Annotated in this window: 15 protein-coding genes; 6 read left to right on the top strand and 9 right to left on the bottom strand. The window is 73.6% G+C overall.

Annotated elements, in window-relative coordinates; genetic code table 11:
- The first annotated feature begins 2 nt into the window (after positions 1-2).
- Complete coding sequence (locus ACFVH5_RS34950; protein WP_385837695.1) at positions 3-971, top strand: hypothetical protein; 969 nt, start codon at positions 3-5, stop codon at positions 969-971.
- A gap of 23 nt (positions 972-994) precedes the next feature.
- On the opposite strand, the gene mycP is transcribed toward ACFVH5_RS34950, so the two are convergent.
- Together mycP and ACFVH5_RS34940 are read right to left on the bottom strand one after the other, a co-directional pair.
- Positions 995-2,179 carry a type VII secretion-associated serine protease mycosin gene (mycP, locus tag ACFVH5_RS34945; RefSeq protein ID WP_384808362.1) on the bottom strand — a complete coding sequence of 395 codons (1,185 nt, stop codon included), beginning with the start codon at positions 2,177-2,179 and terminating at the stop codon, positions 995-997.
- On the bottom strand, positions 2,176-2,994 hold the full coding sequence (locus ACFVH5_RS34940; protein WP_385837694.1) for a hypothetical protein: 819 nt from the start codon (positions 2,992-2,994) through the stop codon (positions 2,176-2,178). The genes mycP and ACFVH5_RS34940 overlap by 4 nt, the downstream gene beginning before the upstream one ends.
- Positions 2,995-3,079: 85 nt before the next feature.
- Here ACFVH5_RS34940 and ACFVH5_RS34935 point away from each other — a divergent pair, with 85 nt between their 5' ends.
- Positions 3,080-3,229, top strand: coding sequence for a hypothetical protein (locus ACFVH5_RS34935; RefSeq protein WP_385837693.1), 150 nt, complete (start codon positions 3,080-3,082; stop codon positions 3,227-3,229).
- A gap of 1,262 nt (positions 3,230-4,491) precedes the next feature.
- Positions 4,492-5,694, top strand: a complete 1,203-nt coding sequence (locus tag ACFVH5_RS34930; RefSeq protein ID WP_385837692.1) for an amino acid deaminase/aldolase — start codon at positions 4,492-4,494, stop codon at positions 5,692-5,694.
- A gap of 40 nt (positions 5,695-5,734) precedes the next feature.
- Here the strand turns inward: ACFVH5_RS34930 and ACFVH5_RS34925 are convergent, their stop codons facing one another.
- From ACFVH5_RS34925 to ACFVH5_RS34910, 4 genes are all read right to left on the bottom strand, one after another.
- A complete protein-coding gene (locus tag ACFVH5_RS34925; protein WP_385837691.1) occupies positions 5,735-6,709 on the bottom strand; it encodes a DUF2510 domain-containing protein in 975 nt (324 codons plus the stop codon).
- A 78-nt stretch (positions 6,710-6,787) separates the two neighbouring features.
- Positions 6,788-7,588, bottom strand: a complete 801-nt coding sequence (locus tag ACFVH5_RS34920) for a 3-oxoacyl-ACP reductase (RefSeq protein WP_385837690.1) — start codon at positions 7,586-7,588, stop codon at positions 6,788-6,790.
- Positions 7,585-8,991 (bottom strand): aldehyde dehydrogenase family protein, encoded by a 1,407-nt coding sequence (locus ACFVH5_RS34915; protein ID WP_385837689.1) that lies wholly within the window; start codon positions 8,989-8,991, stop codon positions 7,585-7,587. Before ACFVH5_RS34915 ends, ACFVH5_RS34920 begins: the two co-directional genes overlap by 4 nt.
- Before the next feature lie 11 nt (positions 8,992-9,002).
- Positions 9,003-10,367, bottom strand: a complete 1,365-nt coding sequence (locus tag ACFVH5_RS34910) for a glutamine synthetase family protein (protein ID WP_385837687.1) — start codon at positions 10,365-10,367, stop codon at positions 9,003-9,005.
- 128 nt (positions 10,368-10,495) lie between these two features.
- Here ACFVH5_RS34910 and ACFVH5_RS34905 point away from each other — a divergent pair, with 128 nt between their 5' ends.
- Both ACFVH5_RS34905 and ACFVH5_RS34900 read left to right on the top strand, forming a co-directional pair.
- Positions 10,496-11,239: a FadR/GntR family transcriptional regulator gene (locus ACFVH5_RS34905; protein WP_385837686.1), complete on the top strand. Its 744-nt coding sequence runs from the start codon at positions 10,496-10,498 to the stop codon at positions 11,237-11,239.
- Positions 11,240-11,314: 75 nt separating this feature from the next.
- Complete coding sequence (locus tag ACFVH5_RS34900; RefSeq protein ID WP_385837685.1) at positions 11,315-12,025, top strand: gamma-glutamyl-gamma-aminobutyrate hydrolase family protein; 711 nt, start codon at positions 11,315-11,317, stop codon at positions 12,023-12,025.
- Positions 12,026-12,563: 538 nt separating this feature from the next.
- Here the strand turns inward: ACFVH5_RS34900 and ACFVH5_RS34895 are convergent.
- Positions 12,564-13,508 (bottom strand): LysR family transcriptional regulator, encoded by a 945-nt coding sequence (locus ACFVH5_RS34895; RefSeq protein ID WP_384808379.1) that lies wholly within the window; start codon positions 13,506-13,508, stop codon positions 12,564-12,566.
- A gap of 193 nt (positions 13,509-13,701) precedes the next feature.
- Between ACFVH5_RS34895 and ACFVH5_RS34890 the strand changes: the two genes are divergently transcribed.
- Positions 13,702-14,763 (top strand): TDT family transporter, encoded by a 1,062-nt coding sequence (locus ACFVH5_RS34890; protein WP_385837702.1) that lies wholly within the window; start codon positions 13,702-13,704, stop codon positions 14,761-14,763.
- On the opposite strand, the gene ACFVH5_RS34885 is transcribed toward ACFVH5_RS34890, so the two are convergent.
- Positions 14,690-15,391, bottom strand: coding sequence for a helical backbone metal receptor (locus ACFVH5_RS34885; RefSeq protein ID WP_385837684.1), 702 nt, complete (start codon positions 15,389-15,391; stop codon positions 14,690-14,692). The two genes, ACFVH5_RS34890 and ACFVH5_RS34885, sit on opposite strands and share 74 nt — an antisense overlap.
- A 49-nt stretch (positions 15,392-15,440) precedes the next feature.
- Positions 15,441-16,004 (bottom strand): helix-turn-helix domain-containing protein, encoded by a 564-nt coding sequence (locus ACFVH5_RS34880; RefSeq protein WP_385837683.1) that lies wholly within the window; start codon positions 16,002-16,004, stop codon positions 15,441-15,443.
- Positions 16,005-16,254 lie beyond the last annotated feature (250 nt).

The following is a 16,254-nucleotide window of genomic DNA, read 5'->3' as shown; positions in this document are numbered from 1 at the left end:
GCATGTTCCCTCACAGAGCACGCCGGCACGGTGACCGCCCGTCCCGCGCCAGGCCGCTCGGGCACGCGGCGATCGCCTCCCTCGTCCTGCTCGGCGCCACGGCCTCGGGAGCGGTGTTCGTGAGCGCGCGGGCGCACGACGCCGGTGAACTCGTATCCTCCTCGGCGTCATCCCGGACGACGACCACGAAGGAGGCGACCGTGGAACCTGTGACGGCACCCATGTCCGCGGAGCCCACCCCCGTGTCCGGGGACGCGCTGCTCGCCGAGGCGATGGGCTCCGTCCCCGTCGCGACCGGGGCGCGGCTGTCGGTGGCGGTGCTGGACACGGAGTCCGGGCTGAGCGCGGTGTACGGGGACGCGGCCTTCGACACCGCGAGCATCGTGAAGGCCGACATCCTGGCCACGCTGCTGTTGCAGGCGCAGGACGCGGGGCGGGAACTCACCGCCCAGGAGAAGACGTACGCCTCCGCGATGATCCGCGACAGCGACAACGCGTCCGCCGGTGCCCTGTGGAAGGCGATCGGCCGGGCACAGGGGCTGGCGGCGGCCAACGCGCGTCTCGGCCTCGACGGCACCGAGGGCGGGGACGGGGCGCTGTGGGGGCTGACGCAGACCACGGCCGCCGACCAACTCACCCTGCTGCGGCAGGTGTTCGGGGACGCGGACGCCTCGGAGCTGGACGCGGGCTCCCGGTCGTATCTGCAGGGGCTGATGGGTGACATCGCCGAGGGGCAGGACTGGGGGGTGTCGGCCGCGGGGCCGACCGGGTTCGCCCTGAAGAACGGGTGGCTGCCGCGGACGGCGACCGGGCTGTGGGACATCAACAGCGTCGGGCGGGTCGTGGTGGACGGCCGCGCGTACCTCGTCGCGGTGCTGTCGGACGGCAACTCCACGAAGGCCGAGGGGATCTCGATGGTGGAGGCGGCGGCGAAGGCCGCCGTGAGCGCCCTGGCGGGGGCCGGGAGCTGAGACCTGCGGGAGGTCGCTGACGCCTACGGGGTGTCGGGGTGGCGGGGCCGTCTGCTGCCTCGCCAGAGGATGGTCGCCACGACGAGGAGGACGCCTCCGACGCTGCCCGCCAGGGGGCCGGCCCAGGCAGTCGAGGGCCCGTCGTCCTCGGCGGTGTCGGGGCCCTTGCCGAAGTACTGGTCGGAGTTGGCCGCCGCCCTCAGGTTCTCCGGCTTCAGACCGGCTGCCGCCTTGATGGCTGCCGCCGGGTCCACGAAGCCGTACCCCAGGGAGTCGTCGCGCCCGCCGGAGGGCGCGTTGCGGGCCGTGTCCTCAAGGAGGTCCTTGATCTGCGCCGGGGACAGCCCGGGGTGGGCGGCCTTGATCAGGGCGACGGCCCCGGAGACGAAGGCCGAGGCGGCGCTCGTGCCCCAGCCCTCGTAGTACTTCCGGTCCGGGTCGGCTATCACCACGTCGACGCCGGGCGCGCTGACGGTGGCGTACCAGCGGCGGGTGGAGAACGAGGCGCGGGTCCCGTAGCGGTCGACGGCGGTCGCGGCGATCACGCCCGGGTAGGCCGCCGGGTACGAGATGTGGTCGCCCTTCTCGCCGCCGTTCCCGGCCGAGGCGATGACGGCGGCGCCCTTCTCCAGGGCGTACTGCACGGCGGCGTCCTCGGAGGCCTCCGGATGGGCGGACTTGGAGTCGTCGCCGAGGGAGAGGTTGATGACGTCGGCGCCGTGGTCGGCGGCCCAGCGGATGCCTTCGGCGAGGGCGTTGCCGCGGGTGTTGCGGGCCTTGGCGCGGGCCGAGTCGCCGTCTTCGAGGATCACGCGAACGGGGAGGATCTTCGCTTCGGGGGCGATGCCCATGACTCCGTCGTCGTTGCCCGAGCCGTGTCCGTGGCCCGCGATGATGCCAGCCATCGCCGTGCCGTGCCGGGCCCAGGGGCGGTCCCCGCGGCCCGCGCCGAAACCGACCATGTCCTTGCCCGCGAGGACGTTGCCCGCGAGGTCCGGGTGTTCGTCGTCGACGCCCGTGTCGAGGACGGCGACGGTGATGCCGGCGCCCTTCGTCGTCTGCCACGCCTCGGTCGTGTGCATCGCCTCCAGCGCCCACTGCTTGGCACGGATGCCGTCGGCGTGGGCGGCGGTGGAGGGCAGGAGGGCGAGACCGGCGGCCAGCGTGACGACCAGCAGGCCCCGTGCGCGGGGCGCCCCGCGGCTCATGACGGCTTCTCCGTGGCCGAGCCGACGGTCTTGCGGAGGCTCCGCTCGATGCGGTCGGCGAGGCCCCGTGCGTCGTGGCCGAGCCCGGCCTGGGCGGGCACGGTGGTGGCGCCGGTCCTCATCGCGTCCGCGGCGGGCTGCGGTTCGCCGACGGGACGGCCGTCGGCGAAACCGGAGACCGCGTAGGTGACGACCGGGGCGTCGGTCAGGACCGACAGGGCCCATGACGCGCGCTGGTCGTCGCCGAAGCCCGCGGCGACGGTGCCCTTCGCCGCGTACGTACGGGGCATGAGGTCGCGCCGGCTGTCGAGCTTCTGCTCCTCGAAGCGGCGGTGCAGGACGGCCATGGCGGCGGAGTCGGCCTTCGTGAACAGCAGGCCGACCGTGGTGACGTGGCTGCGGGTCGCGTCCGTGTACGTGGCCCGCAGCAGGCGCAGGCAGCCTGCGGGCGCCAGGGCCTTCTGCAGGAGCGGGTCGAAGGCGTCGCCGCAGCCGCTGTCGGGAGCCACGGCGATACGGGTCCAGGTGCGGTCGGAGCCGCCGGGGCCCGCGCCGTCGCCCTTGACCGTGGGCGGGAAGAGTTCGTCGACGGGCACGCTGTGCCAGAGGCCTCCGGCCGCGGTGAACGCGTCCGGTGTCCCGGTTCCGTCCGAGCTGTCCCCGGTGAGCCAACTCCCCGTCAGCGCACCGCCGATGAGCCCGAGCCCCAGCACCACGCAGGCCGCGGCGGCGGCCACACTGCTGCGCCGCCGGGGGCCCGTCGGACGCACCCGCGCGGTGTCGGCGTCGTACGTGTCCGGTTCCGCGAGGGACACGAACGGCCTGAGCGGCGGCTCAGCGGGGGGCGCGGGCGCGTGCCGTACCGCACCCGCGAAGGGCTCCCCCGTGAAGGACTCGCCGATGAAAGGCTCACCGGGCCCGGACATCGTCCTGCCGGGCGGGGCCGTGCGCGGCGGCGCCGGAGCGGGCTCGGCGGGAACGGGCCGCAAGCGGGTCGTGGTCTCCGACGGAGGCTGCGCGGCCGGCCCACCCCGCCCCACAAAGGCCTGATGGGCCCCGGGCACCGGCGGAGCGAACGGCCGCAACGGCAGCCCCGCCCCGGCGCGCTGAGCACGGTCAGCACCGCCTGCCCGGGGTTCGGCCGCGCCAGGGCCAGGCCCGGCCACTCGGGGCTCAGCCCGGTCGGGGGCGGGCCGCTGCGCGAAGTCGCCGCTCGCCGCTCCGCGCTCCGTCGCACGGGGCTCGCTCCGGTCGGGGGCGGGCCGCCGCACGGAGTCGCCGCCGCCCGCCCCGGGCTCGGTCGCAGGGCGGGCCGGGGCCGCACCGGGCCGCTGCGCGCCGCCGTCACCGGTCGCTCGCGGTTCCGTCGCGGGGCGGGGCGGGGTCGGCCGTTCCGGGGCGTTCGGTGCTGTGGGGCGAGGGGCGTTCGTGGGAGGGGGTGGGGACTCGGGCCGTCGGGGGGCCGGGGTGGAGGCGCCGGGTTCGTTCGCGGGGCGGAGCGGGAAATCCTGCCGACCGGGACGCGGAGGGCGCCCGGGAGCCGCGGCCTGACCCGACGGCGTACCCGCCTCATCCGCCGGACGTGAGGCGGAACGCGATGGGGGCTGCGCCGAAGGGACACGCGGCGAGGCGGGGGCGGTCGTCCACTCCGCGCCTGCCATGGGGGCGCGCGGTGCCGTCGTCGGACGTGGTGGGGCGGCGGGACGGCCCGCGTCCGCGGCTGGACCGGCGTTCGGGCGCGGTGTGACGCCCGCCCACTCGGCGCCGCCCGGAGGAACCTCGCGGGGCGGCGTGCCCGTCTCCGGGGTGTGGCGTTGCCCGCCGTCGCCGGGGCTGAGGTTCGGGAAACGCGGTGTTCCGGTGGGCGCGGCCTCCTCGGAGGTACGCGGTCGCTGCGGCGTCCCGACCGGGCGGCGCGGTCCGAACCAGTCACCCCCGGTGGACTCCCCGCCGTCACGATCCGAGGCCGAAGTCGAGGCCGAAGTCGAAGGCGAGGGTGCAGGCGGTCGCCGGTCCGTGTTCCCGGGCCACTCCGACGGGTCGCGGTCACCGTCCGCCGCAGGCGTCCCCGGCGGCGTCGTCGGACGTGGAGGAATGGAGGCGCGGCGCGCTTCCGTGCTCATGCACCCCCCGTTTCCTCGACCCCGGACGACCGAGACTGACCGAAGGAACCCCTCCGGATCCGTTCCCCGCTTGCGTGCGCGTCACTCTACGGGCTGACACGGTGCCCGTGGGAACCAGTCCGCAGGCCCGGGGCATCTGCCCGGAACGTCCCCCTACCCTGCGGTAATCCGGTCTGGCAGGCTTCGCACATGACAGCCCGCGCCGCAGACCGAGCCCGCTACGACCGGGCCACCGCCCACCTTGACGCACCCGTCGCGATCGTGGACCTGGAGGCCTTCGACGCCAACGCGGACGACCTCGTACGGCGGGCGGCGGGCAAGCCCGTGCGCGTCGCGAGCAAGTCGGTGCGCTGCCGGGCACTGCTCGAACGCGTCCTCGCCCGGGACGGCTTCGCCGGACTGATGTCCTACACGCTCGACGAGTCCCTGTGGCTGGCCCGCTCCGGTTTCGACGACGTACTGCTCGCCTACCCGTCCGCCGACCGGACCGCGTACGCGACGCTCACCGGTGATCCCAAACTCGCCGCCGCCGTGACCGTCATGATCGACGACCCTGCGCAGTTGCAACTGATCGACGACGCCCGGGACGGCGGACGCGAAGAGGTGCGCGTCTGCCTGGAGCTGGACACCGCACTGAAGATGTTCGGCGGCCGGGTCCGCGTCGGCGCCCGCCGCTCGCCCCTGTACTCCGCCGCCCAGGTCGCCGACATGGCGCGTACGGTCGCCCGCCGGCCCGGTTTCCGGCTCGTCGGGATCATGGCGTACGAGGGGCACATCGCCGGAGTGGGCGACGACCTGCGGGGGCGCCCTTTGCGGTCGCGTGCGATCCGGTTGATGCAGGCGACGGCCCGCAAGGAGCTGACGCAGCGCCGCGCGGACGTCGTGCGGGCGGTCCGGGCGGTCGCGCCGGACCTGGAGTTCGTCAACGGCGGCGGCACGGGCAGTGTCCAGCACACCGCGGCCGAGGACTCGGTGACCGAGATCGCGGCCGGGTCGGGCCTGTACGTCCCGCGTCTCTTCGACAACTACACGTCGTTCAGCGGGCGTCCGGCCGCGCTCTTCGCGCAGCCCGTCGTCCGCCGGCCGGGCGTCGGCGTGGTGACGGTCCTCGGCGGCGGCTACCCGGCGTCGGGCGCCCCCGGCCCCGACCGGCTGCCCGTGCCGTACCTCCCCGAGGGGCTGAAGTACGACTCCCAGGAGGGCGCGGGCGAGGTGCAGACGCCACTGCTCGGCTCGCCCGCCGACGATCTGCTGATCGGCGACAAGGTGTGGTTCCGGCACGCGAAGGCCGGGGAGCTGTGCGAGCGGTTCGACGTGCTGCACCTCGTGGAGGGCGACACGGTGACGGCGTCGGTGCCGACGTACCGCGGCGAGGGCCACACGTTCCTGTAGGCCCCGGCCCGGGAGGGCGCCACCCGGCGGGCGGCGGGCGCTACTGCGTGGGTCCGATGCTGCTGCCCACGCCCCCGCCCGTGTCCTCGTCGCCGACGGGCCGGATCCCCTTGGTGATCCGGTCCATGTCGGCGAGCGGCGGCCCCTCCGCGCCCGCGTCGAAGACGAACCGCACCATGACCAGCGACTCCGAGCCGACGCTGGACGGGAACGCCATCGACTGGACGTAACCGCCGGGTCCCGCCTCGGTCCTGACGCGCCAGCGCACGAAGTATCCGGTGCGCCCCGCGACCGCGACCGGGCCCTGCTCGACCAGCCGGTGGGACGTGATGCCGTTGAAGGGCCGCTCGTCGACCCTGTTGCGGTCGTACGCCAGATCGGCCGCGTCGGAGATGTCGTCCCGGGCGAGCGCCGCGGTGGACTTCTCGTCGTTCGCGGTCACCGTGCGCGAGAGGACCGTGCCGTGGCGGCAGAGGCCGTCGTCGCCCGGGCAGTCGTACGTCCCGGGTGTGGTCATCACCACATCGGTGTCGGACACGTTCTCGGGTCTCACCCAGCCGTCGAGCAGGGGAAGGGTGATGCCGTTCAGTTCGTCCACGACGAGGCCGGGATCGGCGGACGGCTCCGGGGCGGACTCCGAGGACGAGGACGGCGGGGCGGCCGGGACGGAGTCCGTGGGCGCGGTCGCCGCCCCGGGGTCGCCGTCGCCCTTGCTCAGGACGACGGCGCCCGTGACGATGGCCGCGACGAGGACGGCCGCCGCGGTGGTGAGGGCGACCGCCTTCGCGCGTCCGGAGCCGCCGGCCGCCGGCATCGGCACCGTCGGGGCCGGCCCGTACGACTGCGGGTACGACTGCGCGTACGGCTGCTGCTGTCGATACTGCTGCTGGTGCAGTTCCTGCTGCTGCGTCCCGGGGGTGCGGCGGTGCTCGGTCCAGGCGGTCCCGTCCCACCAGCGCTCCGCGTGCGGGGCGGAGGGGTCCCGGTACCAGCCGGGCGGGGTCGTCATGCTCATCCCGGCACTCTAGGCGCCGCCCGGCACGGGCACAGGGCCGTCCGCCCGACGGGCACCGCAGCAGTGTCCCGACAGGCCCTACAGCGGTGTGACGTACGCGCCCGAGATGCCGCCGTCCACCAGGAAGTCCGTGGCGTTCACGAACGAGGAGTCGTCGCTGGCGAGGAAGGCGACCGCGGCGGCGATCTCGTCCGCCTCCGCGAACCGCCCGAGCGGGATGTGCACGAGCCGCCGCGCGGCCCGCTCCGGGTCCTTGGCGAACAGCTCCTGGAGCAGGGGGGTGTTGACCGGACCGGGGCACAGGGCGTTGACGCGGATGCCCTCGCGGGCGAACTGCACGCCCAGCTCACGGGTCATCGCCAGTACCCCGCCCTTGGAGGCGGTGTACGAGATCTGCGAGGTCGCGGCACCCATCCTGGCCACGAAGGACGCGGTGTTGATGATCGATCCCTTGCCCTGGCGCCGCATGTAGGGGATCGCGGCCTTGCAGCACAGGTACACGGAGGTGAGGTTGACCTCCTGGACGCGCTTCCAGGCCTCCAGTCCTGTCTCCAGGATCGAGTCGTCGTCGGGCGGTGAGATGCCCGCGTTGTTGAAGGCGATGTCGACGGACCCGTACGTGCTGTGCGCGGTCTCGAAGAGCGCTTCGACCTGGTCGGGGTCGGTGACGTCGACCTTGACGAAGATCCCGCCGATCTCTTCGGCGGCGGCCCTGCCCCGGGTCTCGTCGACATCGCCGCAGACGACGTGGGCGCCCTCGGAGGCGAGCCGGCGTGCGGTGGCGAGGCCGATGCCGCTGCCGGCGCCGGTGATGACGGCGGTGCGGCCGACGAGACGGCGGCAGACGACGGCGTCGGTCGGTGAGGTCGATGCGGTCACTGTGCGGGGCCCTCCGTGCTGATGAAGACGTTCTTGGTCTCGGTGAAGGCGGTCAGGGCGTCCGGGCCGAGTTCGCGGCCGATACCGGACTGTTCGAAGCCGCCGAAGGGGGTCCAGTAACGGACGCTGGAGTGGGAGTTGACGGACAGGTTCCCGGCGCGGACGGCGCTCGACACGCGCAGGGCGCGGCCCACGTCCCGGGTCCAGATGGAGCCCGCGAGGCCGTAGTCGGTGGCGTTGGCGAGCCGGATCGCGTCGGCCTCGTCCTCGAAGGGGAGGACCACGGCGACCGGCCCGAAGACCTCTTCGACGGCCACACGCGCGTGGGGCTCGACCCCGGTCAGGACGGTGGGCGGGAACCAGAAGCCGGGCCCGTCGGGAGCGGTGCCCCGGATACCCGGCAGGTCGTCGGTGACGTACGACCGTACGCGTTCCAGCTGGGCCCGGGAGATCAGCGGGCCCATGGCGGTCTTCTCGTCGGACGGGTCGCCGACGACGACGGACTCGATCGCGGGGGCGAGGAGTTCGAGGAAGCGGTCGTACGCCGAACGCTGGACGAGAATGCGGGTGCGGGCGCAGCAGTCCTGGCCGGAGTTGTCGAGGAAGGACATCGGGGTGGCTGCCGCGGCGGCCTCGATGTCGGCGTCGGCGAAGACGATGTTGGGGCTCTTGCCGCCGAGTTCGAGGGTGACGCGCTTGAGCTGGGCCGCCCCCTTGGCCAGCACCTGTTTACCCACGGTCGTCGATCCCGTGAAGACGATCTTGGCGACCCCGGGGTGCTCGACCAGTGCGTCGCCCGTGACGGGGCCCGCGCCCGGCAGGACCTGGAACAGATGCTCGGGAAGGCCTGCTTCCAGGGCGAGTTCGGCCAGTCGCAGGGCCGTCAGCGGGGTCGTCTCGGCCGGCTTGAGGATGACGGCGTTCCCGGCGGCGAGCGCGGGGGCCGTGCCCCAGGCGGCGATCGGCATGGGGAAGTTCCAGGGCGCGATGACGGCGACCACGCCCAGCGGTTCGAGGATCGTGACGTCGAGCCCGCCCGCCACGGGGATCTGGCGCCCGGTCAGCCGTTCCACTCCCCCGGCCGCGTAGTCGAGCAGATCACGGACGTTGCCGGCCTCCCAGCGGGCGTTGCCGAGGGTGTGCCCGGCTTCCCGGACCTCCAGCCGGGCGAGTTCTTCGAGGTGTCCGTCGACGGCGACGGCGAAGCGGCGCAGCAGCCGGGCCCGCTCGCCCGGCGCGAGGGCGGCCCAGCGGACCTGCGCCGCACCGGCCCGTACGACGGCCGCGTCGACGTCCGCCGGGCCGGCACCCGGGACGGTGGCGACGACTTCTTCGGTGGCCGGGTCGAGCACGACGAGCTCGTGCCCGTCGTGCTGCGCGGACCGGGTGGGGGTGTGCGACAACGAAGGACCTCTCACATGCGTTCGAAGGAGCGGCGCAGCTCCCAGTCGGTCACCACGGCGTCGAAGGCGTCCAGTTCGACGCGCGCCATGTTGCGGTAGTGGTCGACCACCTCGTCGCCGAAGGCGGCTCGGGCGATCGGGCTGTTCTCCCAGACCTCGGCGGCCTCGCGCAGGGTGGTGGGCACGTGCGCGTAGTCCGCGGTGTACGCGTTCCCCGTGCACGCCTCGGGGAGTTCCAGCTTGTGCTCGATGCCGTACAGCCCGGCCGCGACGAGTCCCGCGACGGCGAGATGCGGATTGACGTCGCCGCCGGGGAGCCGGTTCTCGAAGCGCATCGAACGGCCGTGCCCGACGACGCGCAGCGCGCAGGTGCGGTTGTCGTACCCCCAGGCGACGGCGGTCGGCGCGAACGAGCCGGGCTGGAAGCGCTTGTACGAGTTGATGTTGGGCGCGTACAGGAGGGAGAAGTCGCGGAGCGCGGCGAGCTGCCCGGCGAGGAAGTACCGCATGACCTGCGACATGCCGCCCTCGCCGTCACCGGCCATGACGTTCGTGCCGTCGGCGTCGGCGAGCGAGAGGTGGATGTGGCAGGAGTTGCCCTCGCGCTCGTTGTACTTGGCCATGAAGGTGAGCGAGACGCCCTCCTGGGAGGCGATCTCCTTGGCCCCGGTCTTGTAGACGGCGTGCTGGTCGCAGGTGACCAGGGCCTCGTCGTACTTGAACGCGATCTCGTGCTGCCCGGGGTTGCACTCGCCCTTGGCGGACTCGACGGTCAGCCCGGCCGCCGCCATCTCGTTGCGGATACGCCGCAGCAGAGGCTCGATGCGCCCGGTGCCGAGCACCGAATAGTCGATGTTGTACTGGTTGGCCGGCGTCAGTCCCCGGTAGTTGGCGTCCCAGGCGTGCTCGTAGGTGTCCTTGAAGACGATGAACTCCAGCTCGGTGCCCACCTGGGCGGTGAAGCCGTGCTCGGCGAGCCGCTCCAGCTGGCGGCGCAGGATCTGCCGGGGCGCGGCCACCACGGGCGAGCCGTCGTTCCAGGCGAGGTCGGCGACGAGCAGGGCCGTGCCCTCGTTCCAGGGAACGCGGCGCAGCGTGCTCAGATCCGGATGCATGGCGAAGTCCCCGTAACCACGCTCCCAGGACGACATCTCGTAGCCGTCGACCGTGTTCATGTCGGCGTCGACCGCGAGGAGGTAGTTGCAGCCCTCCGTGCCGTGCCGCAGGACGTCGTCGAGGAAGAAGCGCGCGGCGAACCGCTTGCCCTGGAGCCGGCCCTGCATGTCCGGGAAGGCCAGGACGACCGTGTCGATCTCGCCGCTCGCGACGAGGGCGTGCAGCTCCTCAACGGTGAGCGGGGGTGTGCGGTCTGCCACGGAAAAGGCCTCCTTCGGTTCGGCCAGGAACCGTCCCCGGCCATCCCCTGCCATCTCTGGCCGTCAATGATCGGCAATGGCCCTAAGGTATTGCGGGGAACCATTGCTTGGGAAGGGGGCGCGGCCGGATGCCGGACTCTGATCCACACGGCCACGGTGACCGGCTGGCACCGGTGCTGCGGCCGGTGCGCGCGGGCAACGGCTTCGAGGAGGCGCTGGAGCAGATCCTCCAGGTCGTCCGGCTGGGTCTGGTCCCCGGCGGTGAACGGCTGCCCGCCGAGCGGGAGTTGGCGCAGCGGCTCGGGATCAGCCGGGTGACGCTCCGCGAGGTCCTGAAGGTGCTGCAGGACCAGGGGCTGGTCGAGTCCCGGCGCGGCCGGTACGGGGGCACGTTCGTGCGGGCCCGTTCCGGGGCCGCCGGGGCGACGGGCGGGGCCGCGCTGCGCCGGCGCGTCGAGGGCGTCGACATCGAGGACGTACTGCGCTTCCGTGAGGTGCTGGAGGTCGGCGCCGCGGAACTCTGCGCGGCCCACGGGCTCTCCGGGCCGCGGGCCCGGCTCCTGCGCGAGGCGCTGGCCCGCACGCAGGACGCTCCGCTGGCCGAGTACCGGCGCCTGGACACCCTCCTCCACCTGACCCTCGCGGAACTGTCCGGTTCGCCGACCCTCACCGCCCAGTACGCGGCCGTCCGGTCGACCGTGAACGACCTCCTGGACTGCATCCCCCTGCTGGTACGCAACCTGGAGCATTCCCAGCGTCAGCACGCGGCGCTCGTCGAGGCGGTGCTGGCCGGGGACGCGGACGGGGCGCGCGGGGCGATGCGTGAGCACTGCGCGGGTACGGCGGCGCTGCTGCGCGGCTTCCTGACGTAGCCGGACGCACAGCCGCGTCAACGGCAAAGGTATGAGTTCGCACACTTTGGACAACTCTCGGCGGGAGTGGTGGATGTGGGGAGCACGGGGACGGCCTACCGGCCGCTGATCGGGGTCAGTACGTATCTGGAGACGGCGCGGTGGGGGGTGTGGGAGCTGGAGGCGGCACTGTTGCCGGCCGGCTATCCGCGGCTCGTCCAGGCGGCGGGCGGGGTGGCCGCGATGCTGCCGCCGGACGATCCGGCGTACGCCGCGGGGGCCGTGGCCCGGCTCGACGGGCTGGTGATCGCGGGCGGCCCCGACGTGGACCCGTCCCGGTACGGGGCCGGGCGCGATCCGCGCTGCGGGCCGGAGGCGCGGGCGCGTGACAGCTGGGAACTCGCGCTGATCGAGGCGGCGCTGGCGTCCGGGACGCCGCTGCTCGGCATCTGCCGGGGGATGCAGCTGCTGAACGTCGCGCTCGGCGGGACGCTCGTGCAGCACATCGACGGGCATGTCGAGGCGGTGGGGGTGTTCGGACGGCACGTGGTGAAGCCGGTGCCGGGGTCACTCTGCGCGGACCTGCTCGGCACGGAGGCGTCGTCCGTACCGACGTATCACCACCAGGCGGTGGGTCGCCTGGGAACCGGCCTCGTGGCGAGCGCGTTCGCGGAGGACGCCACGGTGGAGGCGGTGGAACTGCCCGGGCCCGGCTGGACCCTGGGAGTCCAATGGCACCCGGAAATGGCCACGGACACCCGCCTGATGAAGGGCTTGGTCCACAGGTCCACCCCCACGCTCCCCTGACCCGGGGCACCACCCCTGCCCCACGAAGCCGGGTTTCGGCGGGGGCCGGGGGGGCGGCTGCGGGCCGGTGGGGGGTGCTCGCGCAGTTCCCCGCGCCCCTAAGGGGGTGGGGCCTCCGGCAGGGTGTCGACTGCGGGCCGGTGGGGGTTGGGCGCGCCGTTCCCCGCGCCCCTAAAGGCCCTCAGGTCGGTTGTCGACTGCGGGCCGTCGACCGTTGCTCGCGCAGTTCCTCGCGCCCCTGACGAGGCGGAGGCGAGTGGGTCGCGTCATGCCACGGGACACACCTACGAACCACCCTCCACCCCCACCCACCCACCCAGGGGCGCGAGGAACGGCGCGACCGGCCACACCGGACCCGCAGCCGACACCCCGGCCGCAGCCCCACCCACCCAGGGGCGCGGGGAACTGCGCGAGCAACCCCCACCGGCCCGCGGCCGACCATCCCGCCGGAGCCCCGCCCAGCCAAGGGCGCGGGGAACTGCGCGACCAGCCACAGCGGGCCCGCAGTCGACAACCCGGCCGGAGGCCCCCCCGCCCCCTACGACCGCGTCAACGCCAAAAGATCCCGCGCAGGCCCCGCGGGCCGATACCCCGTCGGCCACACCGCCCGCAGGGCCCGGCTCAGGCGAACCCCCTCCACCGGAATCTCCACCAACCGCCGAGCGGACAGCTCCTCGCCGAGAGCGAGTTCGCTCAGGACCGCCGGCCCCGCCCCGGACGCCGCGGACGCCTTCACCGCCGTCGTCGACGACAGCTCGATCAGCGGGCGGGCCAGCCCGCCGAGCGCCGCGTCCAGCACCTGCCGCGTCCCCGACCCCTCCTCCCGCAGGATCAGCGGCGTCGCCGCCAACTCCCCCGCGTCGAGGGCCCGCCGGCGTCGCGCCCACGCGTGCCCCGGCGCGGTGACCACGATCAGCCGGTCGTGTGCGATCACCACCGAGTCGAGGCCCGCCGCCACGGACACCCCCTCCACGAACCCGAGGTCCGCCTCCCCCGAAAGCACCCGCTCGGCCACCACCGTCGAGTTGCCGGCGAGCAGCGACACCGCCGTGTCCGGCCGCTGCCCGCGCAACGCGATCAGCCACCCCGGCAACAGGTACTCCGCGATCGTCATGCTCGCGGCAACCCGTAGCCGCGAGTCCCGCCGGTCCCGCAGCGCCTGCGCCCCCGCGTCGAAGACCTCCGCCGCCTCCACCACCCGCCGGGCCCAGTCCGTGACGAGCGCCCCCGCGTCGGTGAGCCGTGACCCCCTGGGTGACCGTTCCACCAGCGCGACCCCCAACTGCCGTTCCATGGAACGGATGCGGCTGCTGGCGGCGGGCTGGGTGATCCCGAGTTCCCGTGCCGCCCGGCCGAGGCTCCCGAGCCGCGCCACGGCGAGCAGCAGTTCCAGCGCGCCCAGTTCGGGCACCCGGTGCGACAGCCCGCCCCCTGTCCCCGCCGCACGAACTGGCTGGTCACCCGTCCCGTCACTCCGACTCATAAACCCACCTTATGCCCCCATAGGCCGGTACTCCCTGGTGACCGCCCCGCCCGGACGGCACCGTGGAGTCATGGTCACCGCCGTTTTCCGCCTTCCCACCCACAGAGGGCACACCGAACGCCTCGGCCCCACCCGGCCCCGCAGCGCCGCCGGCGCCGTCCGTCACCTCGGACCCAACTGGTACGCGCCCGTCATGGGCACCGCGATCGTGGCCACGGCGGGAGCCGGACTCCCGTTCGGCGCCCCCGGCCTGCGTACCGTCTGCGCGGCGTTCTGGGCGCTCTCCCTGGTCCTGCTCGCCGGCCTGCTCGTCGCGCGGGCCGTGCACTGGATCCGGCACGGGGACCGGGCGAGGGCCCACCTCATGGACCCGGCGGTGGCACCGTTCTACGGGTGCCTCTCGATGGCCCTGCTCGCCGTCGGCGGCGGCTCCCTCGTCGTCGGCCGGGACTGGATCGGCACCCCGGCGGCGGTGGCCCTGGACGCGGTCCTGTTCACCGCCGGCACCCTGACCGGTCTGACGGCCGCCGTGGCCGTCCCGTACCTGATGATCACGCGTCACCGGCCGGACGCCTCGCAGATCACCCCCGTGTGGCTGCTGCCGCTCGTCGCCCCGATGGTGTCCGCGGCCCTCGGCCCGCTGCTCGTGCCGCATCTGCCGCCGGGCGCGCCCCGCGCGACCCTGCTGCTCGTCTGCTTCGCGCTGTTCGGCCTCAGTCTGCTGGCCACGCTGGTGACGCTGCCGATGATCTTCGCCCGCCTCCTCACGGGCGGCCCGCTGCCGCTCGCCCTCACCCCGGCCCTGTTCCTGGTCCTGGGCCCGCTGGGACAGTCGACGACGGCCGTGGACAAGTTCGCCGTCGCAGCGCCGGGGGTCGTACCGGCCCCGTACGACCAGGGTCTGGCCGTCCTCGCGGTGCTCTACGGCGTGCCGGTGATGGGTTTCGCGCTGTTCTGGCTCGCGCTGGCCGGCGCGATGGTGGTGCGGGCCCACCGCCGGGGCATGCGTTTCACGATGACCTGGTGGGCGTTCACCTTCCCGGTGGGCACGTGTGTCACGGGCGCCGAAGGGCTCGGACGGCATACGGGGCTCGTGGTCTACGACGGCCTCACGATCGCCCTGTACGCCCTGCTGCTCGCCGCCTGGGCCGTGGCCGCCGCGCACACCGCCCGGGGCCTGCTCAGCGGACGGCTGCTCGCAGCGCCTCGGCCAGTACCCGCGGGGCCTGCGCCAACGACGGCCCGTACCACGTGAGATGGCGTCCGTCGACGAGCGCGCAGGGTACCCCGGGGAACTCCTCGGGGCCGTCGTCCCGGGTGAAGCGGTACGGCTCGTCGGGCAGGACGACCAGGTCGAGGCGGGAGGCCCGCAGTGCGTCGGCGGGGACCCGCGGATAGCGCTCGGTGTGGTCCGCGTACGCGTTGTCGACGCCGAGGCGCGCCAGCAGGTCCCCCGCGAAGGTGTCCCGGCCGACGACCATCCAGGGGCGCCGCCAGATCGGCACGGCCGCGCGCAGCCGGACCGGCGGGCGGGGCGGGTCGAGCCACGCCGCCTCGGCCTCGTCCAGCCAGCGGGGCCGCCCGCGTACGCCGCACGCCGCGGTCACGCGCTCCAGTTCGCGGAAGGCCCCCGGCAGATCCCGTACCTCGGTGACCAGGACCTCGATGCCCGCCTGCCGCAGCGCTGTCAGGTCGGGCTCGCGGTTCTCCTCCTCGTTGGCGATGACCAGGTCCGGGGCGAGCGCGATGATCCGCTCGACGGCCGGGTTCTTGGTGCCGCCGACGCGTACGACGTCGAGCCCGGCGGGGTGACTGCACCAGTCGGTCGCCCCGACGAGGGTTCCCGGGGCGGACACGGCGACGGCCTCGGTGAGGGAGGGCACCAGTGACACCACCCTCGGCCGCGCTCTCGCGGCCTGGCCGACGTGCTGCTCAACGGCTGAGATCGTCGACCGCCTCGATGTGGTCCGCGACCGCGACGAGCAGGACGCGGGTGTCCTCCTCGGTGGCCCGCCAGCGATGGCGCACCCCGCCGGTCAGATACAGGGTGTCGCCCTTGCCCAGGCGGTACGCGCGGCCCTCCGCCTCGACCTCGACGACGCCTTCGGCCACGTACATCAGCTCGTCGTTGCGGTGCTGGAACTCCCGGCCGGCGTCCTGGTCGCCGGAGAACTCCATGGCGTGCAACTGGTGGTGACCGCGCACCAGGGGGCGCACACGGGGCTCATGGGTGAACTCGGAGTCGTCGGCGCGCACCACGTCGACACTGCGCGCCGGGTCGGCTGCCGCCAGCAGTTCCACGCGGGTCGTGCCGAGGGCGTCGGCCACCCGTTCCAGGGAGCGCGTACTGGGCCGGGCCCGTTCGTTCTCGACCTGGCTGAGGAACGGCACCGACAGGCCGCTGCGCTCGGCGACGACGGCGAGGGTCAGCTCCAGCGCCCGGCGCCGCCGCCTGACGGCCGCGCCCACTCGAAGGGATTCCTTGTTCTCGTCCATCGCCTCGGCTCCCCCCTGTGCGTCGTCGGTGCGCGGGTTCCTGATGTGTTGTCTGCACCCTACGGGTGTTCGCCAAACCGTTTCATGCGGCCGTCACATCCCCGTAAACATTGCCGCATCCGTCGTGTATATGCCTCGAGGGGGGGGGGGGGGCAACGAGGGTGGGGCGAGCCCAGCCGGGGCGAGGCCGCGGGCACAGAAAGGGTGTTTGCTGTTACAAATAGATTCAAGGTAAAAAAAAAAATAACAC

The sequence above is a fragment of the Streptomyces sp. NPDC127119 genome (genome assembly GCF_042677425.1).
Taxonomy (GTDB): Bacteria; Actinomycetota; Actinomycetes; order Streptomycetales; family Streptomycetaceae; genus Streptomyces.
The sequence above is the reverse complement of the archived record's forward strand: the minus strand, read 5'-3'. Positions and strand labels throughout refer to the sequence as shown.

Bases quoted from the DNA above. Each gene is read 5' to 3' on its own strand.
- ACFVH5_RS34950 (WP_385837695.1), top strand. From the start codon at position 3: ATGTTCCCTCACAGAGCACGCCGGCACGGTGACCGCCCGTCCCGCGCC.
- mycP (WP_384808362.1), bottom strand. From the start codon at position 2,179: ATGAGCCGCGGGGCGCCCCGCGCACGGGGCCTGCTGGTCGTCACGCTG.
- ACFVH5_RS34935 (WP_385837693.1), top strand. From the start codon at position 3,080: ATGAAAGGCTCACCGGGCCCGGACATCGTCCTGCCGGGCGGGGCCGTG.
- ACFVH5_RS34930 (WP_385837692.1), top strand. From the start codon at position 4,492: ATGACAGCCCGCGCCGCAGACCGAGCCCGCTACGACCGGGCCACCGCC.
- ACFVH5_RS34925 (WP_385837691.1), bottom strand. From the start codon at position 6,709: ATGAGCATGACGACCCCGCCCGGCTGGTACCGGGACCCCTCCGCCCCG.
- ACFVH5_RS34905 (WP_385837686.1), top strand. From the start codon at position 10,496: ATGCCGGACTCTGATCCACACGGCCACGGTGACCGGCTGGCACCGGTG.
- ACFVH5_RS34895 (WP_384808379.1), bottom strand. From the start codon at position 13,508: ATGAGTCGGAGTGACGGGACGGGTGACCAGCCAGTTCGTGCGGCGGGG.
- ACFVH5_RS34890 (WP_385837702.1), top strand. From the start codon at position 13,702: ATGGGCACCGCGATCGTGGCCACGGCGGGAGCCGGACTCCCGTTCGGC.
- ACFVH5_RS34880 (WP_385837683.1), bottom strand. From the start codon at position 16,004: ATGGACGAGAACAAGGAATCCCTTCGAGTGGGCGCGGCCGTCAGGCGG.